This window comes from Nonomuraea sp. K271 (assembly GCF_009908215.1).
Taxonomy (GTDB): domain Bacteria; phylum Actinomycetota; class Actinomycetes; order Streptosporangiales; family Streptosporangiaceae; genus Nonomuraea; species Nonomuraea longispora.
Genome location: NZ_JAAAHR010000007.1, coordinates 1 through 25,343, shown reverse-complemented (window position 1 = coordinate 25,343; position 25,343 = coordinate 1). Strand labels below are relative to the sequence as shown.

The following is a 25,343-nucleotide window of genomic DNA, read 5'->3' as shown; positions in this document are numbered from 1 at the left end:
CGAATCCCAGCGCCTGCAAATGATCAAGTGACGATCCCAGCCGTAGGTCCGATACTGACTAGTAGAACCAAATTGGTCAGTATGTGCTACGGTGGCAGTGAACACGGCAAGGAAGGGAGTCATCATGAAGGAATCAGCGAGGCGCCCCCGTGCACTGGTGGTCGGACTCGGGATCGCGGGCATCGCCACCGCACTCCGGTTACACCAGGTGGGGTGGGAGCCGGTGATCGTGGAGCGGGCTCCCGCGCGGCGCTCGAACGGATACTTCATCTTGCTGTGGGGTACCGGGGTCGCTTCCGCGCGACGGCTGGGAGTGCTGGACGCAATCGGCGACCGGAACGCCGAGCGGATGGCCGTCTACGAGGTGAATCGGGCCGGGCGCCGCACCCCCGGCATGAACCTGACGGAACTCCCGGGCGTGGTCACGCCGCCCCGGAGGGTCCTGCGCGGCGACGTGGAAGAGGCGCTATTCGCCGCACTGCCGGACGATGTGGAGATCCGCTACTCCACCGTGCCCACCCACATCACCCAGAGCGACTCCGCAGCCGAGGTCACCCTGCACAGCGTCGCCTCCGGTGACACCGTTTCCGAGTGCTTCGACCTGGTGGTGGGCGCCGACGGGATGCGCTCAACCGTGCGCAGGCTTGCCTTCGGCCCCCAGCAGGACCTGCATCCGCTGCACTACATGATCGGCGTTACCACCCTCGATGCGCCGATCGAGGGCCTCGGCCTGCACGAGGGCTTGGTCCTGGCCGAGCCGGGCCGCTCGGCATGGACCTTCCCGTTCGCCGACCACGCGCCGAGCCTACTGTTCTCCTACCACACTGACGACATCGACGCCGAGTTCACCCGCCCGGCGATCGAATCCATCCGCGCCGCCTTCGGCCCTGAGCCTCCCGGAGCCCTACTGGAAGACCTCTTCGCGCGGTTCGAACGAGCCCCGGAGCACCTGTTCGACTCGGTGCACCAGGTCAAGTTGCCGCACTGGCATCACGGCCGAGTCGTCCTGGTCGGCGACTCCGCTTGGTGCGTAACCCTCTACGCCGGCATGGGCGCCTCCAGCGCCATCGCCGGAAGCGAACTGCTCGGCACCATGCTGCGGCGCCACACCGACGATCTGCCCGGCGCGCTGCGCGCGTGGGAGGGCCGGATGCGGCCGTTCATCCAGACTGAGCAGGACGGCGCGCTGTCCATGCGGAGGATCTTCACACCCGGCGACCGCAAGGAGCAGATCATGCGCACCGCGATGATCCGCCTCAGGCGGCGGCCGCTGCTGAGGCAGGCCATGGGCAAGATAATGAAGGGCCCAGATCTCGCGAACAAGCAGTTCGACGTCGCCGCCGCATGACCAAGCCACAAGCACTAGTGAGCACGAGGAACACGAGAAAGAGGGACATCGCCGTGAGCCAGCTGATCGAGCACCACTCGCGCAAGGCCGCCCGCATTCTGGACAGCACGCGCGAGCTGGTGCTCGACCACGGGGTGCGTAAAGTCACCGTCAGCGAGATCGCTCGCGCGGCAGGGGTCGGCAAGGGCACCGTCTATCTGTATTGGCCGACCAAGGAAGACCTCATCCTCGGGTTGCTCGCCCGCGAACTGCTGACCCTCTTGGACGAGGCCATCGGCCACATCGCCGCCGACTCCGCCGCCGTGCGGCCGCGCCGCCTGGCTCCGCTGCTGCTCCGTACCGGGCGAAATCTTCCGCTGGCGCGTCGCCTCTTCAGCGGCGACACAGACCTGGTTCGGCTGCTCACCCAGCAGGCCGGCGACCGTGATCTGTTCGACCGCACCCGGCCCAGCGCCCTATCCGAAGCGGTTCTGCCGATCCTGCACCGGCACGGGTTGATCCGCTCCGACTGGCCGCTGCCCGACCAGGCATACGCCGCGCACGCAGTCGTGACCGGATTCGGCATCGTCATGTCCGACCCAGCAGCCACCCCGGCCGCCCATGCCCCCGACGAGGTCCTCGCCGACACTATGGCCCTGCTGGTCGAGCCACCCGTCGCACCCAGCGACGCAGCGGTCGCCGCAGCCGCCGAGGACGCCCTCGCCATTTTCCGCGAAACGAGGGACGCCGTACTGGAACTCATCGAGCGCAGTCAGGCCACCGCGAAATGACCGATGCCCCTTCCTGTGCCGGGCATCATCTTTTCCGGAACCAGCCCCGCACAGAAGTTCGCCTGGCACACCGGAATCGCCGGTGAACGCGTCAGCCTGGAACGAGCTGTCCGCCGGCCAGGAGTTCGTCGCAGTCGCCGACAACACCGGGCAAGCCCGTTGGACAAGAGATCATCACGGGCCCGGCAATGCCTGGGCGCAGAATAATCACATTCCCGTGCCGCAGGGTGTTGTTGCCTTTCCGAGAGCTACCCAGTCACGCGGCAGATGCCGGATTGACCCAAAAGGATCATAGCGTCCATCGAACAAAGCAATGCTGATCCTGCAACGAAGAGGAGGCTGATCATGGCGAGGTGCCCTGCCCGATCCGCTCGGAGGTGGAAGCAGTGACACAGGCGGATCGCGATGATTTCGTGACCTATGACGAGTTCAAAGGGCCGGACCTGGACCCCGCTCTGTGGAGGACGGTCAGCCTGCCGGTCCCAACGGGCGGCGAGCATACCGCGCAGGATCCGAACACAGAGGTGGCCGTCGGTGGTGGTGTGGTGCGGGTGAGGATCCCCCGCTTTTCGGTGTCGAGCGACACGTTCCAACCCGCCGACAGTGCCAAGTACTTCAAGCTCACGACGCGGCAGTTCGAGCTGCCGCCAGATCGCCCGGTCACGTTCGCTACCGACTTGGCGGTCAAGAACATCGGCGGGGACCCTGGCGACTATCGGCTGGGCATGGCCGACTTCCAGGTCACCGACCTCAGGTCCGTGTTCAGCATCGCGGGGACCGCTACCCGCGTGTTCGCGATGCACGAGCACCTCATGGGAACGGACGATCCGTTCGTGCACGTAGCCGAGTCGCCGTATGAGGACTTCGACGAAGACTTCACCCGGCTGCGGGAGTGCGAGATCACATTCGATCGGGCCGGCTCGACCGTGGTATGGCGGGTGGATGGTCACCAGGTGTACAAGATCTACGGCACCGCCATCCCCGAGCGCATGGCCGTCGCGATCGGGATCTGGACGCAGCTGCCGATCCGGGACGGTCGCAGCCGTTCGCTCCGTGGGCAGGGCCTCGAGGCACGCTGGGGCCGATTCCGGGTACGCGGGGCCGATGCCTGAGACACCCCGCCTAGAACCCGAGAAAGAACACAACGGCGGCGACCGGAAGCCCGGGTTCGATCAGGCCGGCTACCGCCTTCACGCCCTGACCTTCCTAATCCCTGGGCAGAAGCATGCGGATGAGTTCGGTCCGGGAGGCCACGCCGAGCTTGGGATACGCGTTGTAGAGGTGATAGCCGACGGTCCGCGGGCTGACGAACAACCGGGCGCCGATGTCCCGGTTGGACAGCCCCTTCGCGGCCAGCCGCACGACGTTGAGCTCCTGCGGGGTGAGGCGGTCGAGGAGATCCGGGGCGGCAGCTTGGGCCTGGCGCGCCTCGCCCGCCGCCCGTAGCTCTGCGCCGGCCCGCTCGGCCCATGGTTTGGCCCGGAGCCGTTCAAAGATTTCCAGGGCCGAGTGCAGTGGCTCACGCGCGTCGTTGCGGCGCCGGTCCCGTCGCAGCCACGTCCCATAAAGCAACTCGGTGCGCGCCCGCTCGAACGGCTGCGCCCGGTCCTCTCGATGTAGTTGTACGGCTCGCGCGTACAAACGTCCGGCCTCGGCACCATCGGCCAGAAGAGCCCGGCAGCGCAGCTCCATGGCCTCCGCACAGGGGCGGCCGGCGACCTCGGCCCAGGTGCCGAAGCGGGCGGCGGCATTTTTCGCCAGGTCCCGCCGACCGGCATGCACCGCCGCTTCGACCTGGTTGACCAGCGTATTCGTCAGATACATGGCGGGATCGTGCAGTGTCTCCGCCATCCGATGCACCACGGCCTCGTATCGGCCGAGTCCCAGGTCGAGCAGGTCCATCGCGTATCGGGACTCAATACCGCGCTCGGTCGGCTCGCCGACGAGCACATCACCGATCGCCTCCCGGCAGCCGGCCTCGTCCCCTTCGATCGCCGCCACGCATGCCAGCAGCCCCGACAGATGTGCCGCGAAGTGTGGCCGATCGGTATCCTCAGCGATCTTGAGGCCTTCTTCGGATGTGGCCCGCGCATCGCGGTGCCGCCCAAGCAAGAGGTGACCTCGGCCAAGGTGCAGACAAACCCGTGGCAGCAGCCCGATCACCCCAGTCGACCGGCAATGATCGAGGAGTTGTGTCAGCCCCGCCACCGCGTTCTCGAGGTCGCAAGCCCAAAGCGTCCAGTACAGCGTGCTCTGCCGTTGCCAGATCGGACGATCGCTACTGTCGCCGATCTCATGGAGCAGGATGCGCACGGGGTTCTGCGGTTCCTCGGCACCGATGCCACTCACGGCCTCCGTGACCCGGCCGAAATGCCCATCAGCGATCGGTGAGGAACAGTTGATGACATCGCGTACCTCGCGATCCCTATCAGTGGTCCACGCCGTCGCCATCGCCTCCAGAAGCATGAAGACACTGTCATGGGGCGATTGCTTGCCCAGCTCCATCGCCGCTTCGGCCAGCTCGACAACGGGAGGAGGCCTTTCCTGCTCGTGGGCGATGAATACCCGCAGCCACGCGAGCTCCGCCCGGGCCCGTGGGTCTGAAACGTGCGGACCCGCCTGCTCGGCGAGGTCGGTGGCGAGCGCGCCCTGACCGGCGAAGCCCGCAGTCTGCGCGGCGGCGACCAGCCGCATGGCGCGTCTTCCCGGGTCTGGGGTGAGCTGGGCGGCGCGCTGATAGGCGGCGGCGACCTCGGCGTAGCCGCCGCGCGACCGCGCGGCCTCGGCCATTCGCTCCAGTTCCGCGGCCACAGTCTCGTCGGCCTCGGTCGTCGCGGCGGCCAGATGCCAGGCGCGGCGAGCCAGATCTTCTCCGAGTAGGTCGGCGAGCGTCCGATGCGCGGCGAGTTGTTGCGAGAACGTCGCCACCCGATAGGCGGCCGCCCGAATCAAGGGATGGGTGAAAACCAGACGCCCCGCATTCACCCGTACCAGCCGATCGCGTTCGGCCGCCTCCAGGTCAGCCACGCCGGCACCGAGCCGCTCGCCGGCACGCAACACCAGCCCCAGGTCACCGCCTTCGTCCGCAGCGGCGATCAGCAACAATTGCCGAGTCCTTTCCGGAAGGACCCGAATGCGGTCGCCGAAGGACTCCTCTACGCGGCTCGCCACCGACTGGGTGCCAGTGGCGAACGAGACCGCCGGCGCCTCACCCGCCCGTTGCTCCGGCGTCATCGCGGCGGGCAGCTCACGCAACGCCAGCGGATTCCCCTGAGCCTCCGCAAGAACACGATCCCGCACATGCGGAGCAAGGTCCCTGGCGTGCTCCGCCAGCACGGCCGCGCCAGCCGTACGATCAAGGGCGGAAAGCCGCAGCTCCGGCAGGCCCGGCGTAGTGAACCGATGCCCATCCCGGGCCGTCAGCACCACCGCGATCGGCTCGGCCTCCAACCGGCGCGCGGCGAACAACAACGCATCCACCGAGGCACGATCCAGCCAATGCGCATCATCTACAGCGACCAGCATCGGCCGCTCCTCGGCCACCTCACTCAACAACGACAGCGCGGCCAGCCCTGCCAGAAACCGATCCCCCGCCGGGGCGACCGCCAGCCCAAACGCCCCCCGCAACACCGCCGCCTGCGGACCCGGCAACACCCCCAACCGATCAACAAAACCACCCAGCAACATATGTAGCCCGGCGAACGCCAACGCCGCCTCCGCCTCGACGCCCACGCTGCGCAACACCCGCATGTCGGCCGCTTGGTCGACCGCATACTCCAGCAGCGCCGACTTACCGATTCCAGCCTCACCACGCACCACCAGCACGCCGCTACAGCCGGAACGGGCACCTGACAGAAGATCATCTATGGCGGCCTGCTCTGCCGACCTTCCATGCATCACGTGCCGATTCTCCCGCAAAGCCCCCATCCAGGACGACCCGGTCATGCGACGGATGCCTTGGCGGCCCGGACAGGGGCTTCGCCTTCCACGGCAGGCCCTCCCAGATCCATCCGGCCTCATACACGGTTCGTGTCCCTCGGTACAGGTTTCGGCTCGGGCTTCCTCCAGACCCCGCCTCGCGACGACGCCCTCCCCCTTGGAGTAGAGGACGAGGGCGCGCTACGCCCGCACCCGCAAACCCGAGACGCTGCGCCGAGCTCCGCGCTACCGGCCCACGCTCGTCGATCCTTACCGCGATCACCTGCGAGAACGGCGCGCCACCGACCCGGCCGTCCCCGTGCAGCAACTGTTCCGCGAGATCAAAGAGCTCGGCTACACCGGCAGTCTCAACCTGCTCTACCGCTACATCACCCAGGGCCGGGCCGAAGGAGAACGCCCCGTCACCACCCCGCGCCGCCTGGCACGCCTCCTGCTCACCCACCCCGACCGGCTCCGCGACAGCGACACCCGGTTGATGCAGGAACTCACCGGCGCCTGCCCCGAACTGACCGCACTGGCCCACCATGTCCGCAGCTTCGCCGAACTCCTCATCCCAGCCGCGGGCAACGACACCGAACTCACCGCCTGGATCACCACCGTCCGCGCCGCTGACCTGCCCCACCTGCACAGTTTCGCCAACGGCCTCGAACTCGACCGCGACGCTGTGAACGCTGCCCCCACCCTCCCGCACCACAACGGCCGGACCGAAGGCGTCAACACCCGCACCAAGAGGATCATGCGCCAGATGCACGGCCGCGCCGGCTTCGACCTTCTACGCCACCGCATCCTGCTGCAATGAAGATCACCTGGCAGATGGGCACCTCGCGCTGCTTCTTGCCTTTCGGATAGGGCCTGAGCTGCCATTGCTTGCGGCCGGTCGTCTCGTTCAGCAGGTAGGCGTAGGTCTGGGTCACGTGGATCAGGCCGCCGACCGGATCCAGGCCGGAGACATGAAGTCCGGCGATCTCGCCCCAGCGCAGGCCGGTGACCGTTTCGGTTAGGACGAACAAGGCGGTCTCGGGTCGAGGTCGTGGACCGCCCGAAGGTAGACGCCCAGCTCGGGCCCGTACAAGATGGGCCGGGCGGCAGGCGAAGGCCCTCGCAGGGAGAGGGGGCCAGCAACGGTGATTCACCGTCCTCGCCCTGTTGCGTGGCGGCTCGGAGGACCGGCTTGATCGCGCCTCGGTAGATCCGTTCCACGGTGGCCGGCGAGAGCGTCCTCGGGCTTGGTGGTGCGGGTTTGGGTGAGCCTGCCTCCCGCCACTGCCGCAGCACGCCGGGTGGTACGCGTCCGGTCTTCTTGACCGTGATGTCGCGGCCCTGTGCCCATCGGCGTGCCGCCTGCTCATCCGAAAGGGGCCGGCTCGGCTGGTGCTCGTTGCGTGCGGATGGTTTGGTGAGCATCCATTCCACCCATTCCCGCAGCACACGACGAGTGACCCGATCCAATGGCAGGTGCCCGAAGAATGGAAAAACGTGTCGCTCCGCCTCGGCCAGATAGTCCAGGCGCTGGGTGGGGGCGGCGCCGAGCCCGGGTGGCGTAGTTGTGGCGGGCGTACTGCGCGAAGGTCGGCATGTCCGCATCTATGATGCCGTCGAAGTGCGGGTCCCTGATGCCATGACAGCCCTTGGGGTAGCCGTGCGGCCGGTTCTCTCCGCTGAGCTCGACCAAGGCCGCGAAGTCTTCGGCGATCTGCCGTTCATAGCACGTCTCGGAGTCTTCCTTGCTGCTCCTGCCCCCGCCGATGCGCCACTTCACCAGCCATGATGTCGCGCCGTTCTTAGCCTTACGCTCGATGATCCGCGCCATGTTGCTCCTCCCCGCGGTCCCGCGGACGCATGGTGGCGGAGAGCACAGGAGGGGAGCGGCTATGGCGCGCGTCGACAAGCGGACTTTCACCAGCGCATGGTGAGATGCGGGAACATAGGGGGAACATGATCTTCGAGGCGGTCTCACCAGGCCGTGGCGCTATGCCGAGAAAGCGCTTTCGGCCTGCGATGCTATGTGGTAGGGCGCCCGGGGCTCGAACCCGGAACCTACGGATTGAGAGTCAGTGGCTCTTGTGTCGGATGCTAACGCAATGTGCCCAACGCATCGCTCGGTGTAGAGATGCCCGTGCCCAAGAACATCCAAAAAATGTCGCTTGGTGTTTCAGGGTGCCGTTAGCCGAAGAGCAACCATCGAGCAACCGACGGCGTGATTGCGTGGCCTTGACCATTCCGATTTGATCGGATCTGAAGTATCGGTCTCGCCTGACTAGGCGCAGCCCTTCCTGATCTCGGGGCTCTGGACCCCGTATTTCCCACGTCAGCGTCTGCTCCCGGTGCAGCCGCCTCTGGTTGACCGCCATCTCCACCCCGGCATCCGCGCCAGCCGCCGGCACGGGGCGCCGATACGCCGTCGCCTGGTCTTCGTACTCGTACGTGATGAGCCCTGGGACCCGCTTGATGGCGGCGACGATCGCCTGCTTCTCCTTTACCGTCACCGCCGATGTGTTCGCCTTGCCCCGCCCGCGCCGACAGGCGGGTATGTCCGAGGCCTTGTTGCAGAGAAGTACCGACATATCGGGGGCTTGGGATGCCGTCGCAGCATCGGCGTGGAGTTCCGCCTGGGCGAAGGCGAACCCCACCCCTGGCTGCGGGTTCGTCAAGCCCCTGATCCGGACTCGGTCGGCCACTCCTGACAGCCGCACCCGGCACGACTCCGGCAGGTCTTTGGCACGTACACCCGCCAGCACCCTCTTCTGACCGGCGAACTCCCGGCGGAAACTCGCGTACGCGCGGCCCGGCTCACGAAACGCACCTCGGTCACCTCGGGCGAGGTCTTCAGTAACGTCTCGACGTCCCGCCACTGCTTCGCCGTGGCGTACCGCTTGTGGCACCCGTACGCGGACGGCGTACACAGGAAGACCACGATCTCCCCTTCGTCGCCGGCCGCCGAGGCGTCAGCTCGTCAAAAGCCGGTGGACGTCGTCGGCCTCGGGGGCGTCGAGTCGGACGAAGACCCTGTGGGCCTCTTCGAAATGGGCGCGGCCCTGCCCGTGTTCACTCTGGGCGGTATGGGACCGGCCGAGTACGGTCAGCGCGCGCCCTGTGTTGTAGTTGTCGCTGATGTCTCGGGCGAGTTCGAGGCATTGCGCGGCGAAATTGATGGCCTGCCGGTGCTGGCCGGCCCGGCGGTGGGTTTCCGCGAGATGGTAAAGGGCGTTGCCTTCTGCCGCACGGTTTCCCGCCTGGCGGAGGAGGCCGAGTGCTTCGGTGAGCGCGGTGATGGCCATGTCGCATTGGCCGGTGTCGCGCTGGTTGATGCCGCGCGCGTACTGAACGGCGGCCAGCGCGATCGGGTTGTCGGCCTGGCGGGCGGCGTCTGCGGCGCGGTCCAGCGTGTCGCGGGCCTGGTCGGGGCGGCCCGCCTCCTGATAGCAGCGTGCGAGATTACTGCGCGCGAATGCCTCATCCTTGAGATTGCCGCACGCGCGATAAAGGTCCGCCGCCTCCTGACCGGTGCTGATGGCGTCGAAAAGACGGCCTTGCGCGAGGTTGAGCACGGCTTCGATGTGGCGGATCTCGGCCAAGAGATAACGGTCGTCGCCCGCACGGGCGAGTTCGGCGGCGCGGCGGAGTTCGGTCGTGGCCTCGGACGGGCGGGACAGGGTGTAGTAGAGGGTGCCCAGGTGGTAGCGGGCGATGGCTTCACTGCGCTGGTCGCCATGGTGTACGGCGGCGTGGGCGATATCGCGCACGATGTGATCGAGCCCGGCCCAGTCCAGCCCGTAATACTTCAGCCATTCCAGCGCGTAGAGCTGATCGGCGGCCAGGGCGAGCGATTCGGGGCGGCGAATGGCCTCTTCCACCGAATCGACGAGGTGCGGGCTGTGGTGCTGGAGCCATTCCTGGGCCGCGCGGGGGTCGGTGAAGGTACGACCCGAGCTCCGCAGCGGCAGGAACGAGCTCGGGAGCACCTGGTTGCGTTCTGCGCTCTGCCTGGCCATGCGCGCGGTGGCGGTGTACCAGGCGAGCAGGCGGTGCAGCGCCTCGTCCTGTTCGGCGGGCGGGTCGTGGTACGCGGCCTGTTCGTGGGCGTACAGGCGGATCAGGTCGTGGTAGCGGTAGCGGCCGGGCGCGAGGCCTTCGAGCAGGCCGACGTCGATGAGGTCGTCCAGGAGGTCTTCGGCGTCCGGCTCTGCCAGGTCGAGGAGTGCGGCGGCGGCGTCGCTTTCGAGGTCGGGACCGCCAGGCAGAGCACAGAGCCGGAACGCGCGGGCATGCGGGTAATCCAGGTGACTGTAGCTGACCTCCAGGCACGCCCTGACCGCCCGGTCGCCCTGTTCAAGCTCCGAAAGTCGCCGTTCTTCCACCATGAGCCGGTCTGCCAGCTTGGCGAGGTTCCAGGTTTTCCGGGAGTTGAGACGGGCGGCGGCGATGCTGATCGCCAGCGGCAGGTAGCCGCAGAGACGCACGATGTCCTTGGCCGCCTCTGGGTCGGTGCCGGTGCACCCTATCCCGGCGATAAGTAGAGCTCTTGCCTCATCCGGGGTGAGGAGACCGAGGGCGAGGTGATGCACGGCGTCGAGCGATAGGGCGCGGCGGCTGGTGATGACCACCGCGCAGGTCCCGCTGCCCGGCAGCAGAGGGCGGATCTGGCCGGTGTCACAGGCGTTGTCCAGGATGATGAGCAGTCGGCGGCCGTGAGTACAGGTCCGCAACAGCGCCGCCGCTTCATCGACATCGGGCGGGACCGCTTCGGGCGCAACGCCCAGCGAGCGCAGCAACCGCCCCAGCGCGTCGATGGGATCGAGAGGTTTGACCTTCGGGGTGGAACCCTGCAGATTCACATACAACTGGCCGTCGGGGAACTGGTCGATGAGCTGATGGCCGAGGTGGATCGCCAGGGCGGACTTGCCGACTCCTCCGGCTCCGCTGATCGCCGAGATCGCCACCGGCCGCCGCCCGTCGAGCAGCCGGTCGTGTAGTTGCAGGAGTTCGTTGGTGCGGCCGGTGAAGCCGGCCAGATCGGCCGGGAGCTCGGCCGGGACGGCCATGGGGCGGTCAGGCGACTCGACGGCGACCTCAGGGTAGGCGGGGTCGGACCGCAGGATGGCCTGCTGCAAATCCTGGAGCGCGGGGCCAGGTTCGAGTCCGAGTTCGTCGGCCAGGAGTTGCCGGGCTCTCTGGTATACCTCCAGCGCCTCTGCTTGGCGACCGGACCGGTACAGCGCGAGCATCAGCTGGGTGTGGAGCCCTTCCCGCAGCGGATGTGATGCCACCCACCCACCCAGCTCGGCGGTGAGGGCGGCGTGCTCGCCCAGCACCAGCCGTACCTCGGCGAGCTCTTCCACTGCGGCCAGCCGCAACTCTTCCAGAGCTTGCGCGGCGTGCGTGATGGCCGGATGCTCGGCCATGGAGCCAAAGGCTGAGCCTCGCCACAGAGCCATCGCTTGCTCGTACTGGTCCTTTTTCTCCTTCGGGTCCCGCGATACACGAGCCTGAGTCAGGAACTCCTCGAAGACGGCGGCGTCCAACTGCCCAGGCTTCGGGACGACAACGTAGCCGCCATCCTTCCGCTGCAACACATCGTCGCCGACGATCTTCCGCAGTCCGGTCACGTACACCCGCAGGTTCGCTACCGCCGACCGTGGCGGCACCTCACCCCACAATGCATCGATCAGGTGGTCGTCTGAAACGACCCGGCCGACGCGACACAGCAGTGTGGCCCAGACCAATCGCTGCTTGGGCGGGCCGAGACCTGCACCGTCCACCCCAACGGCGCCCAGCACCCTGTACCGCACCCGAGAATCCCCTGACATCGCAGGTGGCATTCTAAACCGGACATCAACCTCCTGAGAACATCATCGCCTTCCTCATCGATGACAGTATCGATGACAGTATTGTCCGGCAGAGTTGCCAGATCCGGGTGGCGGCCCGCACGCGAGGCGATCCGGTGTGCTGCCCCTCGTGCGGAACGGCCACGGGCAAGGTGCACGGCTATCACCGGCGGCGTCTGGCTGATCGCCCTGTGGACGGGCTGCCCATAGTGATCGAGCTGAGGTTACGACGCTTGGTGTGCCTCAACCTGGAGTGCACACGGCAGACCTGCCACAAGCAGGTGCCGGGCCTGGCCGGCCGCTACCGGCGTCGACGACTTCGCGATCAAACGAGGCCAGCGCTATGCCACCATCATCATCGATGCCATCACGCATCGCTGCGTGGACGTGCTGCCCGATCGGCTCGGCGTCACCTTCGCCCACTGGCTGCAACAGCATCCCGGGGTGCAGCTTATCTGCCGGGACCGCTCGACCGCGTACGCGGCCGGCGCCCGGGACGGCGCGCCGCAGGCGGTGCAGTGTGCCGACCGCTGGCACCTGCTCAACAATCTGAGCGATGTCATCGAGAAACTCGCCCTGGCCCACCGTGGCTGTTTTCGCGACATCCGGTAGCTATCGCAGCGTCCTGCAACACATCCAAGTCCCCGAGAGAACGTGGATCTTCCGCTGTTCCCGCTCATCGGACCTGCCGTCAGCGCCCTGACCACCTCGCATGCCCCGCCTGGCCGGCCGCACCTGCGGGCTATCACCGATCACAACTACACCTGGCTCTGAGCGCGCTCCAACTACCCGGCTGAGCCGCCCACATCCCGCGCCGTCCGTGCCGTCTGGAAAGACGATCTCCCCGCCGAGCGCGACGCCTGAGCTGAGCGCGCTCGACGCGCCTCCAACTGCTCATGCTGGGTGGCGCTGCGCGGTGGGTGTCCGGCTCAGGCTGTGATCGATGGCCGATCCCCGGGGAGTATGAGGGGCTGGGAAGCCCCTCGCCCGGGCGCGCAACTGATGTGCATTGCCCTGGCTCCTCGGATCGGCTGGTACGACACAAGCGAGGACGACGAGAACTCGCTGCTGCTGTACGAGCTGGACGGAACGGCAGGGGCCTGCCGCCTCCCATTCGTCATCGACGGGTAGAGAGCACCGCCGACCTCCTCGCTCCGGGCCGTCTCCGGCGATGAGCTGGATCGCCGCATCATCCGGTTGATGAATCGGGCCGCCCGCTCGGACAGGTGGTGAAGCCATGCTCGTCCGCTTGGCGTAGAAGGCGTGCGACGGCCTCTACCGGAAACCTGAGGCGGTCGGCGACAGCCTCGGTGCCCCAGCCCTCGTCATAGGCCACGAGGACATCACGTATCGGACCAGATATCCGTGTGGAGCCGTAGGCGGTGGGCGTCTCGTACAGGACGTAGTGACTTGTTTCTGGAGACAACCTGTAATCCTGACGAGAAAGGAGAAGCTGCCTGGCCTTGGCGACCGGATATCCGAATGTCGCGATCATGGCACTCGACCTGAGCCGCACGAGCCCTACGGATGAGGGGGCGGTGCTCACGGCTCGCGCCAGCAAAAGGTCGAAGGCGATGAGTTGGGCTTCTATCCCGTCGAGCCGATCCGCGAGGTCGAACAGTCGCCGCGCGAGCTCTGCTGGCTCCTGCGCATGGAGTACGCCGGCGTCGCGAACATGCCTGTGCTCGGTTCCGAGTTGCCGGCAGAGTGCTTCTGCGGCCGGGAGCACGCGCCAGGCCAGTGTGCGTTGGGTTTGAGCAGTGGCCCAGGACGTCAATCTGATCCGGTCGGCGTCGACTTCGGTCAACATCCGCACCGCTTCCGGGTCGCCCCGCTGACGTTCGATGAATCCCGCGGGGTCATCGTGAAGTTGTGTGAGCAGGTCCGGGTCCCGGAGAATTCTGGCAAGCAACTCCTGGAAGCCGACCACGCTCACGTGCTGGCTCCTTCGACGATCTGCCTGGCCGTCCTCAGGTCCGCGAGAATTTCCTCGAAATCGTCGGGGAAGCGGTCATCCCGCTCGATCATGGTGCCGCTCGGGAGGTGGTGCCGGACCAACAGCCTGAGCAGGTCGAAGACGTCTTTCCCCACAGGCGCGTCGTGGCTGTCGAAGCTGACTCCTTCGGACCGGGAGTCCGGCGCCGTGTCGGCGAGGTGCACGTGGACCACACGTTCGAGCGGCAGGGACGCGAGGAACGTCTCGGCGTCGAAACCGTGATTGCGTGCGTTGAGCGAGACATTGGCGAGGTCCAGAAGAAGACCGCAGTCGCACCCTTCCAACACTTCCGTGATGAACTGCGCCTCCGTGAGGTCGCCGGGCAACTCCATGTAGTAGGCGATGTTCTCCAGGATGAAAGGGCGGCCCAGACGGTCCTGTACGGCCTGCGCCCGTGCCGCGACAGTCCTGGCTTTCTGCCGGGTCCGCAGCATGGGTGTCAGATTTCCGATGTCTGTCTCTCCTTCTTTGGTGTAGCAAAGATGGTCGCTGACCCAGGGAGCGTCCACGAAGTCGGCCAGACGTGCCACTGCCTCGACATAGGCGAGATCAAGGGGAGAGTCCGAACCGATCGACATTTTCACTCCATGCGGCACAAGGACGAACTTCTCCTTGAGCTGATCGAGCTCGCCCTTGTCCTGGAGATAGTCATCCGTGAAGATCTCCAGCCAGTCGATTTCTGCCGCGGAGGCGAGAATGGGGCCGTGCATGGATCGCCGGTACCCCAGTCCGATTCCGAGTGCGGGTGTTCTCATCGGTCATCCTTTCATCCTGCGGCGTTCTGAGCGGCGAGCAGGGTGGTGTACAGCTCTCCGTTGCTGTTGAGCTGCGCATGCGAGCCGTATTCGACGACCCGTCCGTGATCCATGACGACGATGCGATCCTCCGGCGCCATGGGCGGGATTCGATGGGCGATGACCACTAGGGATCTGTCACGACAGTGCTCCCTCAACACCTGGTGCACCCGCAGGGCCATGATGTTGTCGAGGGCACTCGTGGCTTCGTCGAGAATGAGGATCGGGCTGGTCGCGAGCATGGCTCGGGCAATGGCAAGGCGCTGTCGTTCTCCGCCGGACATCTGGTAGCCGTCCGGGCCGATGGGGGTGTGGTAGCCGTCCGGCAGCGACGAGATCACCTCTTCGAGGTGGACGGCTCGGCAGACTTCTCGGATCTCCTCGTCGGTCACGTCGTCCCTGACGAACGTCAGGTTGCTGTGGATGCTGCCGTCGTGGTACGTGCCATGCTGCGGGACAAGCGTTGCCAGGGCTCGGAGGTGGCCGGGGCCGGCCGATGCGTTCCACGGCAGCGTCACGCTGCCTTCGGTCGGCGCCATGAGCCCGGCCAGGACCAGCGCCAATGTGGTCTTTCCTGAGCCGCTGCCTCCCACGATCACGGTGACGGATCCGGCGGGCAGATCCAGAGTCACATCTCGCACCGCTGGGCGTGCGGCTTCGCGATAACGGACGCCGACGCTCCGCAGCCGGATCGGTGGCGGATCCGAGCGCGGGGGCTCCTGGGCAACCACGAGCCCCTTGGCCACCGGCAGGTCCAGATACTCGGTGATCCTTTCGAACATGGCCAGGGAAGCCTGGACGCTGGCGCTGAGACGCAGCATCCCCTGAATCGGGCCGGACAGCCTCATCTGCATGATGACGAGGACCACCACCGTCCCCACGGTGAGGGAAGGAAACAGCGCCCCGGCCACGAAATAGATGGCCGGAGGAATGGCGGCGAAGACCACGCCTATGACGGTCAGCGCGGTGGCTCCGGCCATGCGCTGACGAAAGGTCAGCCGGCTGATCGTGCGGCATGCTTCGACGAAACCCGCCCGGCGATGCTCCGTGCGGCGCAGCGTACGGCCCAGAATGATGCCGGGCAGCGACATGTCCTCGGCCACCAGCTTGATCATCTCGGTGATGTGGAGCTGGCGCTCACCTGCCAGGATCCGGCGCCGTCCGGCGTAAACGTTGTTGATCAGGTTGAGGACTATCGCCAGCGCCAACGTACCCAGGGCGAGCGGCCAGCTCAGGACCAGCATGGCGGCCACCGCTGTGATCAGAGTCGTCAGCGAGCTGAGCGTGACCTGGGCGGTACTTGTGAGGAACCGATCGATGCCCTCCACATCACTGACGAGGCGAGCTTGGATCTCCGATTCCCCGTGCTCGCTGTAGAACTCCAAGGGCTGGGCATGCGCGCGTTCGTAGAGTTCCGCGCGAAGATCGGCGATCACCCGTTGCCCGGTCCAGTTGGTGAGGGCGAACTCGGCCATCCCGGCCACACCACCCAGTGCTCCCGCTACGAGCATGGCTCCGCAAAGAAACGCGAGCAGCGGAATATCCCCGTCAGGCAGAGCCTCGTCAATGATCCGCGCCAGCAGGAGCGGAGCGGTGACATTGAGTACCACCCCGATCACGACCAACGCCAGCGATCCTGCGACCTGCCGCCGGTACGGGGCGAACCGCTGCGCCATGCGCCACGCGGTGGCGGGGACGGTCGATGGCTGGTGGGCGTGCCTGGGGCTCGAGTATTTCATGCCCTCATCCGTCCATCGCGTAGCCCAGTGCCACGGTGAACAGGTGCCGCTGGCCGGGAGCGACCTTGTTGATCACGGATGAGGCTCTGAGGTTGGTGGCGCCGTAGACGCACGCCTCCAGCCCGTAGGAGCGAGCCGCCAACCAGATGGCGTATCCGATGGCTCCCGCACGGACCAGGACGTCACCGTAGTCCGCGGTCGTTCCGACCGAATCACCGATGAGAATGATCGCGGGGGCATTCGCATAGTCCACGCGCAGCTCGTGCACGAACTCCACGCCACAGACTGGCCGCAGATTGCGATCATGCAGGCCACGGCTCAAGCCGGCGACTCCGAGGGCGACGACGAACAGGGTCGCACTCGTCCGGCCGGCCCACTGCCGAGCCTGCGTGCTCTCCGCGAGTTCCATGATGGCCGTGAGAGTCTCGGCGTACGGCTCGCGATCACTGTACTCCCGTACCGATCGCCGCCCGCCGAGAGCTTCCCACAAGCGCGCCGTAGGCACCGGCGGCCTGCCTGAAGCCGGTACCGGCTCCGGTTTCGTGCGGTGACGCAGCATGGCGACGATGGGTTCGGTGAGTTCATCCGTCGAGATCAGCGGCATGCGGAAGCTCCTCGGACGTGGGTCGATGAATGCCCGCCACCGCGGTGACGAACTGATCGGGAACGAGACAGAGCACGTCGGCGAGATCTTCCGTCCAGGCGGTGGCATGGTCGATGCCCAGCCTGTGATGGCCGGCGACCACCGATAGCTGGGTGGTCGCGCAGCCCGCGTCGAGCAGGGCGAGGCGATGGGAGGCTGTCTGGTACTTCTTCTCCAGCCGCGATGAAGCGGCCACGAACACCAGCAGCGCGGAAACCTCGTCGGTCGGCAGCTCCACCTGTCGCAGAACGGTTGCCAGCGGGACCCGATCGGGACGAATCGCGATGTACCGATCGTTGAGATCGTCATAGCGAAACACCGTTCCCGGCAGATCATGAAGGCCGGCGTCGGAGATCACGTACATCTCCACGGACCCGAGGTTGCCGCCGCTGGGCACCCACCGATCGTCACGGTCCGGGCGAAGCCCTGCCGTACGGCGAAGGAGATCACCGAGGAGGGCTGCTTGGCCCTGTGCTCCCTCAACGGGCAGTGGACTGCTCGGGTGGGAGGGAAAATCGGGCCGCTCGGTCATCAGCGAGTCGATCTGTTTGATGCGGCCGGGAGTGACACTCGCACGTCGTCGAAATGCTGGAGAGTCTGACGCGATGGTCCACTCATATGAGTCCGCGGCGCTGTGGGTGGTTCCGCAGTCTTCGCAGTCCGGGTACGGCAGAGCCAAGCGGCGATCCTTCGTCCAACCGGACAGCGCGATTCTTGTGACCAAGCGTGGCGCCCCGGTCTCCGGTAGCCCTAGGAGCAGGCCGAGAGCCTCTGTCGTGATCAAGCCACTCGCGACGTCCCTGGGCCCCGGACGCGTCGCCGTACCGGCTTCCCAGCCGGCGTCAGCCCTGCCCCGGCCCACGCAGGCAACGCAAGCGGTGTAAGGCAGGAGAAAGCACGGACCCAACTCGACGAACTCCAGTGAGGCAGCGGCACGCATGACGGGGATGCCCCGGGGGCCACACCACGCCGCCGCCTCCGCCAGAACATCCGGCTGAGCGGGTTGGTCGATGACGATGACGAACACCCGTCCTTCGGCCTCTGACGCGCTCAATTCGCTCCGGACCCGGCCCACGCCCAAGGCCCGCATGTCAGCCATGACCTCACCCGCTATGAGCGCGTCGCCCAGCACCACCACCGTGCAGCGGGCAAGGTGACGGGAGATGTTTTCGGAACTTGCGTAACCGCCGGTCTCGCTCAGGTTCCGCGAGAAATAGGTCGCCGCCTCCCTGTCCGGCCAGAGATCATCGCCCTCATCGGGGGACTCCAGCAAGCCACGCTCGCCGAGAAGGGCGAGCACCTGGTCAAGATGTCTCGCAGACAGTCCCGTCTCCCGCCGCAGTTCCTCAAGGGAGCGAGTGCCGTCAATGAGCGGCACCACGCGCGCAAGCACCTCTTTCGCGGCCTTTCCCCGGAACACGTGTCTCTCAGGAGCCCCCTCGACGACCACTGCCACGTCGCCCGCCGCCCAGGCCAGGCCACGGGCCAGGCGTGGACTCTCTTCAGTGCGCACTCGCGCCCACCTCCTGGGACAGCAGATCCGCAAGGCCGGGCAGGACAGCCGGTGGCGCACACCTGTCACAGCCGTGACACGCGGTCACGACATGTGCGGCGAGGTCGAGCCTGAGCAACGACATGGTGATCACCTGGCCGGTGGCGCCGTGCTCGCCGAGGAGACAAGCAGCGGCTCCGGCTGCGATTCTCGGATGCTGAGGCAGGAACCCCCCGGGCCCAGGTGACTCGCCACGGTCGTAGGCGTCATGCAGGATGCGCGAACTCGACCACCTGCGATCATGCTGCCGGCGCCGGCTCATGTAACACCGAAAGCAAGGTCCTTCTCCGGGATTGACAAGGGGACCGATACGGATCACGGGATGCTCCATGGTGATGGACAGCCATGGAACGCCTGCCTTGTACGCGAGTTCGTCGGCATGCTCATGAACGGAGGGAACCAGTTGCGACGACGCGACCACGACGAGGCGCGACGGCTCCCGGAAGGCGTCGTCCAGTTCCTCGGCGAACCGGCTTCCGGGAAAGTAGCCGCTCATGCACTTGGCGACGGCATCACCGAAGTTCCCGTTGCCCAGCAGGGACGGCCGGCCGTCTAAGCGAAGGGCTGCGGCCACGCGTTCAACTCCTGTTCTGCGAGTACGCGGTATCCCATCAGCGCGGGCGCCTCGTACAGCCGGGGATGCGCCTTGAACTGTGCGAAATGGTCCCCGGACATCGGTTGAAGATCAGGAATGATGACGTTGACGGCGTGGAAGCCGGCATCGGCCAGTTCGACGGTCGTGCGCTCGACCGCCACCGGCCGCATGCCGCTGCCGGACATCGTCGTGACCAGAAGGCGCAGAAGATCGCTTGAGGCGTCCGGAAGTGACTGCCTGGGCACGACCGGCCGCTCCGCGGCCCCTTCGGTGAGGAAGTCGAAAGCATGGGCACGCTCTCGCACGCCCATGTAACGGGCGGTGTCCTCAAGCGTGCGAAAATCCTCGGGCGACGCCGGAAGCCGATAACCGGTCCCGTGGAACTGGGTACGCATCAGCAAGGCCTCGGACAACGCTTTCTCCGCGGCCTGCGTCAGATCCCTTCCGGTGCCGGCGCCGATGAGCCTGTTCGCCCGGAGGTCATGCTCGGCGCTCAGCACACAATAAACGGTGGGAACACCCAGGTCGGAGGTGGCATCGAAGAGATAGGGATGCATGAAACGCTGCCTGGACCAGTCGAGCAGGGCGGTGAGCGGGTCGCTCGGTGCCGCCTCGATCAGCGGAAGGGGAAGCCGCTGGTGCCATACGATCGCGATGATGTCTCGCTCGATCACCTCGAACATGCCGCGGACCACGGCTTCGAGCGGATCGGTGTGCACCGCGTAGCCGGTGGATATCCGGTAGGCGAAGTTCTCATCCTCTGTCTGGTCTTGCGTCCCGTAGCAGGCCATCACCGCAGGAACCCAGACAGGCTCCAGCGTGATCAGGTCGATCCCGCGTTCCCAGCGGATGCGAGCGTGCGGGTCGAACGGCCGGACCGGGCACCGCGGATGCGCATACTCTTCAGCGGTGCATCGCGGATAACGTTCAGGCTCGAGACACTCGTCACCCAACTCGGCTGCCGTGGCCCAGATGCGCTCACCCCGAGGATGGTCCATCCCCGCGTAACGCTCCACCGCTTCCGCGACGGCGACGAGCCTGGACATCTCGGGGTCACGCCAGGCGCTACCGGTTCCGGACGTGTGCTCGCCGTCGGCGCCGACCCCAGGACTGCCTGACCCGATACAGGCGGCACTCATATGAAAGTCGGACGGCAGCCATCGAGAACTATGCGAATCGACACGGCACACGAGACCGAGCGGCGATATCGTCTTGTCAATAATTGCAGGAGGCAACACAATCTCCCATTCGGCCGGTGACCGCGCTGTGGGTGGCGGCCACCGGCCTGTCCAATCACTTACGGCGTTCAGTCGCCGTAAGGCATGGGTGACCTGGTCGTAGCGCACTTGAGGCAGGCACAGCTACACGGGTCCCTGCAGATCTTGGGCTCGATGAGTGCGTCGTCGGCCAAACTGTCTGCCGACAGGTCGAGATAATCCAGAAATTCCATGATGTCAACTCCTTCCGTGGCGAAAGTTCGGGAGAATTCGGCAAGCCCGACCATATAGTTACGTGCTTCAAATCTCATATAGATGGGATATATGGCGGCCCCGGCCGAAAGGCGCCCTGCCTTCAGAAGGTGATGACCGTGCGGGCTACTGTGCCTTGGCGGATGTGGGTTACCGCTTTGTTGATCTCGTCCAGAGGTAAGCGTTCGGAGATCAGGCCGGTCAGGTCCAGGCGGCCTCTCAAGTACTGGGCGGCCAGTATGGGGAGGTCGCGGTGGGGGCCGCGTCGCCGCCCTGGGTGCCCATCAGGCGGCGGGAGGCGAACAGGAGGCCCGTGTCCAGGTCCAGGGGGTGGCATGCCGGGGGTGCGGGTGTTGATCACCGTCGATCCACGGAACTGGGCCCAGCCGACAGGGACTTTGATGTATTTCCCGCTGGCGGCATCCCAAACCCTCGAGTAGTACGCGACGCCGTACCAATGGGTGTAACACCAGGTGAAGGGGAAGGGCACGTCCTTCCATATGTAAACGCCGCCAGGCCCTCTGTCGCTCTCGCAATCCTCCGCGGTCAGGTGGCCGACGGAGAACTCCGGCGGTTCGACCGCCGCCGCCGAAGTCGCTGCTCTGCGTGCCGCCATTCCTTGTGCGGAGTCGTCGATGACGAGGTTCTGCCAGGTGGACCAGACGCCATTTGTCCCGCCGGTGGTCATCCGGGCTCGCCATCTGACCTTGTCGCCGTTCCGTAACCTGCCCTCGGGAACCTGCAGGGACACCCGGCTCTCGCCGGGCTTGGCGGTGACCTCGGCCGACCAGATCAGCTGCCGGTCCGTGGTCACCTTGCCCGCCCTGATGGACTTGGTGGGCTTGCCGGCAAGCTCCACGTCCACTTTCGCCTCGCCGTCGCGCTCGGCGGTCAGCCAGGTGGTCAGGCGGGGGGTGAGGGTGGAGGCGACTGTGACCCCGTCTGCGGTGCGGCTGCCGTTCACCGTCAGTTTGTCGATCGCGGGAGCAACGTCTGTGGCGGCATTCGTGGTCCGTTGCCGCGCTGCCGCGTTCGTCGCGGCGGCGCCGACGGGGGCGTTCATGTCGGTCTGGATCTGGGCTGCTGTCTGGACGCGGTTGTAGATGCGTACCTCGTCGATCACGCCGCTGAAGTACTCGCCCCAGAAGCTGTTGCCGCCGATGCGCAAGTCACCGCCATCATCGTCGAGATCGCCGGAGAGTGGTTCCTGCTTTACCTGGGTGCCGTTGACGTACAGCGTGATCATGCTGCCGTTGTAAGTGACCGCCAGATGGCTCCACTGATTCAGCGGCAGCGCGGTGCTGCTTGATGCTTCGGCCTCACCCTGGACGGTTTGAAACCAGCCGGCCGGGCCGTTGGCGGCGGCGGCGTACAGGCCGTAGGAGCCGCCGTTGTCGTGATCCTTCATCACCACGCTGCGCCAGACGTCCTCCAGGTCCGAGGGCCGAGCCCACGCTGAAAGCGTTGCCGCATTCGTCAGGCGCAGCGAGTCGGCGTCGGCGGCGGTCACCCAACTGGAGGAGCCATTGAACGACAGGGCCTTGCCGTGCTTGCCGGTCGTCCAGGCGGTATCGGTGGCGACTCCGGTGTTGTCCTGCCCGGAGGAGTCGCCCACGGTCGTGCCCGTGCCCTCCTCCATGCCGTACGCGGCCACCAAACCCGGGTTCGTCGGCGGGACCGTGACGGCGGCCGAGACCTCGTTCGACGACGGGCCGAGATTGCCGGCCGCGTCGACGGCGCGGATTTGGTAGTAGTACGTCCCCGCCGCGAGGCCCGCGTCGGTGAACGTGGTGGTTGGCGACGTCCCAACCTGGTTCGTGGCCGACGGGGTGAGTCCCGGCGTCGTGGAGCGGTGAACCCGGTAGCCGGCCACGCCCACGTTGTCCGTCGAAGCCGTCCAGGTGAGCTGTGCGTTCCCGGCCCCGCCCGTCGCGGCGAGCGAACCGGGCGCGGTCGGCGCCTGAGTGTCCGGCTGTGCCGCCTCGCCGACCGGGGTGGTCATGTCGGTCCGGATCTCGGCCGCGCTCTGGGCACGGTTGTAGACGCGCACCTCGTCGATCAGACCTTTGAAGTACTCGCCGAAGACTTCGGTGCCGCCGATCCGCAGCGGGCCACCGTCGTCGTATAGGTTGCCGCTCATCTCGGTCTGGTCGACCTGCTGGCCGTCGACGAAGAGCCGCAGGGTGGCGCCGTCGTAGGTGAGCGCCAGGTGGCTCCACGTGTTGATCGGCAACGGTGCCAGGCCGTCAACATACGTGGAATCGGCGGCTGAGGTCTGCACCCAGCCGGATGGAGCTGATATGTCGGTGGAGGCGTACAGGCTGTAGGAGGCGCCGTTGGCTGCCAACTCCTTGGCCACCACGCTGCGCCAACTGGTCACACGTTCGCGGCATCTGGCGCCGGGACGGTCTCGGTCACGGTGGGAGGGCCGGAGTCGGGCTCGCTGCCCGCGGTGAACGACCACGAGTACGGCTCCATCACATTGCCCGATGCGTCCGTGGCTCCAGTGATGGCGACGTTGTACGTCGTTCCGGCGGTCAGAGGCGCGGTCGGCGCGAAGGTGAGCGCGAATGTGTCCTCGTCAACAGCTGGATTTCCCGCTACCACGTCGCCTTGGGCGTTCTTCACCTCGGTCGTGGCATTGCTGATTGCCTCAGTGAAGTACGCCGCTATCCGAACGTTTGTGGCAACCGCCGTCGCGTCGGCCGGCGGCGTGGTCATCCCCACTTCTGGAGCCGTCGTATCAGGCTCGGGGTTTTGCCACGGCCTGCTCATACGTGGGCTGTTGGGTCAGCTCTTCTCCCTCGTACGAGTAGTAGACGGCTTCTGTTGTCGCCGGCGCTGGGGTGTATTTCACGATGAGGGTGGGCGGGTGGCGGTAGCCCGGGTAGGGATGTGCTCTTAGGGGAGATCGTGTGATCTCACGCGTGTTGGTACGGAACTGGGGGTCTCAGCGAGAATCTGGAGCTGCTCATACGTCACTGAGGGTGCCGAGGTGGTCGGGTTGCGCTGGATCGATCTCGACACCGACCGGCGCGAACTCGCGATCGCTCGGCAGGTCGTCCACACCGACCATGGCCTGTTCCCATGCCCACCGAAAAGCGCCTCCAGCCAGCGTGGGATCGCTCTGGACCTCGACACCCTCCGGCTGCTGCACCACCAAGAACGAGCCCAGCGCGGCGAACTGGGCCACGATTGGCCGCCCTCGGCCGCGATGTTCACCCGAGAGAACGGCGAGGCGATCGATCCCAACTATCTCAGCTACCGCTTCCACAAGCTGGTCCTAGCCAGTGGCCTTCCCCCGGTGCGGCTGCACGACCTGAGGCATGGAGCGGCGACGCTGGCCCTGGCGGCAGGAGCGGACTTGCGTGTGGTGCAGGGCCTGCTTCGGGCATGCCAGCATCGTCCTCACCGCCGACACCTACACCTCGGTGCTGCCGCAGCTGTATCACGACAGCGCCCGGGCCACCGCCCGGCTGGTCCTCCAAGCGGCTCGCAAGACGGCGCGGAAGGTCAACAACGCTCGCCCTGGTACGTGACTCACATGTGTCTCACTGTGACTCACGATCGGACGACTCGACTACAGAATCACGGGAAACCCCAGGTCGGAGTGGTAGGGCGCCCGGGGCTCGAACCCGGAACCTACGGATTAAAAGTCCGTAGCATTTATGCCGGGCCATGTTTCAACGTATTCAATTGTATCGCTCTGCCGGATTTTGTCGCATTTAAAATGTCTGAAAATGTCAGCCAGTGTTCATTGGTGTCGATGGCCGAAGAGCACGCGACGAGCATGCGGCGCCGGGTCCGGCGCGTCATGGCGTACTCTTGACTGTTCTATTTGTCATGATCTCGGCATGTTGGTCTTCTGCTGGGCTGGACTCTCGCCGGGGCTGCCACTTGCCCCCGGGGGCTGGTGAGCCTCGACTATCAGTGCTCGAGTCTGGTGGAGGCGTCGGAACTGGGACCACGCGAGGACGTGGTCGATGGCGTTGGCGGGGGTGAACAGCCTCGCCAGGACGCGGTGGATTTCGCTGATGGACGGGCGGATCAGGGCGATGTGGGGGCCGGGGGCGCGGTGCGGTGCGCCTCGTCTTTTCCCTGATCGTTGTGCTGGCCGGGATGGTCGTCGTCGGGCAGGCGGGAGCGGGTGACGTCAGGAAGACCAGCGCGAGCATGACCGTGGTGACCATGCCGGTGCCATCCCTCCCAGGTGCGGACCTGATACTCGGTCAGACCGAGAAGATCCTTTCCGTGCTTGTTGTTCTCGACGTAGTTCAGGATCCAGGGCCGAAGCGTTCTCAGTTGGTGAAACCGAGTAGTTGAAGGCCGTTGGTTGGGTGGCTGCGGTAGTGGTCGGTGGCGGCGGCGATGTTGGTCCAGCCGATGAGGCGGGCCAGGCCGATGGCGAGGTTGCGCAGGCTGGCCATGATCCGGGGTGCGGTGCCGGTCCGGACGCGGGAGGTGTCCTCGCGGTAGGTGACGTCGCGGATGTGGTGCAGGGCTTCGATGCTCCAGTGGCCGCGGATCAGTGCGGCGAGCTGGGTGTGAGTGACTCGGCCCGGGGGGAGGCTGGTGACGGCGTAGACGGTGACGATGGTGGTCTTGCCGGTTTTGTGGGCGGTGCGGCGGCGTTTGACTTGGATGGCCTGGGCGGCGTGGGGGAAGGGCAGGCC

17 protein-coding genes and 6 pseudogenes are annotated in these 25,343 nt (G+C 66.2%); 8 read left to right on the top strand and 15 right to left on the bottom strand.

Translation table 11 applies throughout. From position 1 onward, the window contains the following. The first annotated feature begins 124 nt into the window (after nt 1-124). From GUY59_RS03760 to GUY59_RS03750, 3 genes are all read left to right on the top strand, one after another. On the top strand, nt 125-1,348 hold the full coding sequence (locus GUY59_RS03760; RefSeq protein ID WP_138199479.1) for an FAD-dependent monooxygenase: 1,224 nt from the start codon (nt 125-127) through the stop codon (nt 1,346-1,348). Nucleotides 1,349-1,401: 53 nt separating this feature from the next. Beyond that, a complete protein-coding gene (locus tag GUY59_RS03755; RefSeq protein ID WP_161714382.1) occupies nt 1,402-2,118 on the top strand; it encodes a TetR/AcrR family transcriptional regulator in 717 nt (238 codons plus the stop codon). A gap of 386 nt (nt 2,119-2,504) precedes the next feature. Next, nucleotides 2,505-3,230, top strand: coding sequence for a DUF6081 family protein (locus GUY59_RS03750; protein ID WP_138199481.1), 726 nt, complete (start codon nt 2,505-2,507; stop codon nt 3,228-3,230). Between the two features lie 94 nt (nt 3,231-3,324). On the opposite strand, the gene GUY59_RS50505 is transcribed toward GUY59_RS03750, so the two are convergent. Next, a complete protein-coding gene (locus tag GUY59_RS50505; protein WP_201760480.1) occupies nt 3,325-6,015 on the bottom strand; it encodes a helix-turn-helix transcriptional regulator in 2,691 nt (896 codons plus the stop codon). Nucleotides 6,016-6,226: 211 nt separating this feature from the next. On the opposite strand from GUY59_RS50505, the pseudogene GUY59_RS03740 reads away from it, so the two are divergent. After that, nucleotides 6,227-6,856 (top strand): annotated as a pseudogene (locus GUY59_RS03740) (transposase); the annotation flags it as partial. Here GUY59_RS03740 and GUY59_RS03735 read toward each other — a convergent pair. The 3 genes from GUY59_RS03735 to GUY59_RS03725 all read right to left on the bottom strand — a co-directional run bounded on the left by GUY59_RS03735 (nt 6,792) and on the right by GUY59_RS03725 (nt 11,834). Beyond that, nucleotides 6,792-7,067 (bottom strand): hypothetical protein, encoded by a 276-nt coding sequence (locus tag GUY59_RS03735; RefSeq protein WP_138199483.1) that lies wholly within the window; start codon nt 7,065-7,067, stop codon nt 6,792-6,794. The pseudogene GUY59_RS03740 and the gene GUY59_RS03735 overlap by 65 nt on opposite strands. A gap of 335 nt (nt 7,068-7,402) precedes the next feature. Then, nucleotides 7,403-7,867 (bottom strand): hypothetical protein, encoded by a 465-nt coding sequence (locus GUY59_RS03730; RefSeq protein WP_138199484.1) that lies wholly within the window; start codon nt 7,865-7,867, stop codon nt 7,403-7,405. A gap of 1,135 nt (nt 7,868-9,002) precedes the next feature. Then, nucleotides 9,003-11,834 (bottom strand): AfsR/SARP family transcriptional regulator, encoded by a 2,832-nt coding sequence (locus GUY59_RS03725; protein ID WP_161714381.1) that lies wholly within the window; start codon nt 11,832-11,834, stop codon nt 9,003-9,005. Nucleotides 11,835-11,971: 137 nt separating this feature from the next. On the opposite strand from GUY59_RS03725, the pseudogene GUY59_RS51225 reads away from it, so the two are divergent. Both GUY59_RS51225 and GUY59_RS48245 read left to right on the top strand, forming a co-directional pair. Beyond that, nucleotides 11,972-12,115, top strand: a pseudogene (locus GUY59_RS51225) (transposase family protein); the annotation flags it as partial. Nucleotides 12,116-12,200: 85 nt separating this feature from the next. Then, nucleotides 12,201-12,494, top strand: a pseudogene (locus GUY59_RS48245) (ISL3 family transposase); the annotation flags it as partial. 577 nt (nt 12,495-13,071) lie between these two features. Here GUY59_RS48245 and GUY59_RS03715 read toward each other — a convergent pair. The 9 genes from GUY59_RS03715 to GUY59_RS03665 all read right to left on the bottom strand — a co-directional run bounded on the left by GUY59_RS03715 (nt 13,072) and on the right by GUY59_RS03665 (nt 23,445). Further along, complete coding sequence (locus GUY59_RS03715; RefSeq protein ID WP_138199487.1) at nt 13,072-13,818, bottom strand: hypothetical protein; 747 nt, start codon at nt 13,816-13,818, stop codon at nt 13,072-13,074. After that, nucleotides 13,815-14,633: a DUF692 domain-containing protein gene (locus GUY59_RS03710; RefSeq protein ID WP_212746148.1), complete on the bottom strand. Its 819-nt coding sequence runs from the start codon at nt 14,631-14,633 to the stop codon at nt 13,815-13,817. The genes GUY59_RS03715 and GUY59_RS03710 overlap by 4 nt, the downstream gene beginning before the upstream one ends. Before the next feature lie 11 nt (nt 14,634-14,644). Next, complete coding sequence (locus GUY59_RS03705) at nt 14,645-16,411, bottom strand: ABC transporter ATP-binding protein (RefSeq protein ID WP_138199488.1); 1,767 nt, start codon at nt 16,409-16,411, stop codon at nt 14,645-14,647. Nucleotides 16,412-16,415: 4 nt separating this feature from the next. Then, on the bottom strand, nt 16,416-17,015 hold the full coding sequence (locus GUY59_RS03700; RefSeq protein ID WP_161714379.1) for a nitroreductase family protein: 600 nt from the start codon (nt 17,013-17,015) through the stop codon (nt 16,416-16,418). Continuing rightward, nucleotides 16,993-18,567: a hypothetical protein gene (locus GUY59_RS03695; protein WP_161714378.1), complete on the bottom strand. Its 1,575-nt coding sequence runs from the start codon at nt 18,565-18,567 to the stop codon at nt 16,993-16,995. Before GUY59_RS03695 ends, GUY59_RS03700 begins: the two co-directional genes overlap by 23 nt. Further along, nucleotides 18,557-19,180 (bottom strand): TOMM precursor leader peptide-binding protein, encoded by a 624-nt coding sequence (locus tag GUY59_RS48240; RefSeq protein WP_138199490.1) that lies wholly within the window; start codon nt 19,178-19,180, stop codon nt 18,557-18,559. Before GUY59_RS48240 ends, GUY59_RS03695 begins: the two co-directional genes overlap by 11 nt. Beyond that, nucleotides 19,159-20,247: a YcaO-like family protein gene (locus GUY59_RS03685; RefSeq protein WP_201760464.1), complete on the bottom strand. Its 1,089-nt coding sequence runs from the start codon at nt 20,245-20,247 to the stop codon at nt 19,159-19,161. Before GUY59_RS03685 ends, GUY59_RS48240 begins: the two co-directional genes overlap by 22 nt. A gap of 526 nt (nt 20,248-20,773) precedes the next feature. Next, nucleotides 20,774-23,050 carry a LamG-like jellyroll fold domain-containing protein gene (locus GUY59_RS47275; RefSeq protein ID WP_201760463.1) on the bottom strand — a complete coding sequence of 759 codons (2,277 nt, stop codon included), beginning with the start codon at nt 23,048-23,050 and terminating at the stop codon, nt 20,774-20,776. Next, complete coding sequence (locus tag GUY59_RS03665; RefSeq protein WP_138199492.1) at nt 23,047-23,445, bottom strand: Ig-like domain-containing protein; 399 nt, start codon at nt 23,443-23,445, stop codon at nt 23,047-23,049. Before GUY59_RS03665 ends, GUY59_RS47275 begins: the two co-directional genes overlap by 4 nt. 220 nt (nt 23,446-23,665) lie before the next feature. Here GUY59_RS03665 and GUY59_RS51220 point away from each other — a divergent pair. Together GUY59_RS51220 and GUY59_RS48230 are read left to right on the top strand one after the other, a co-directional pair. After that, nucleotides 23,666-23,998 (top strand): annotated as a pseudogene (locus GUY59_RS51220) (site-specific integrase); the annotation flags it as partial. Nucleotides 23,999-24,038: 40 nt separating this feature from the next. Next, nucleotides 24,039-24,209, top strand: a complete 171-nt coding sequence (locus GUY59_RS48230; RefSeq protein WP_236666809.1) for a hypothetical protein — start codon at nt 24,039-24,041, stop codon at nt 24,207-24,209. 508 nt (nt 24,210-24,717) lie between these two features. Here GUY59_RS48230 and GUY59_RS51215 read toward each other — a convergent pair. Then, a pseudogene (locus tag GUY59_RS51215) lies at nt 24,718-24,936 on the bottom strand (IS701 family transposase); the annotation flags it as partial. Between the two features lie 32 nt (nt 24,937-24,968). Then, nucleotides 24,969-25,343: pseudogene (locus GUY59_RS03655) on the bottom strand (ISAs1 family transposase); the annotation flags it as partial.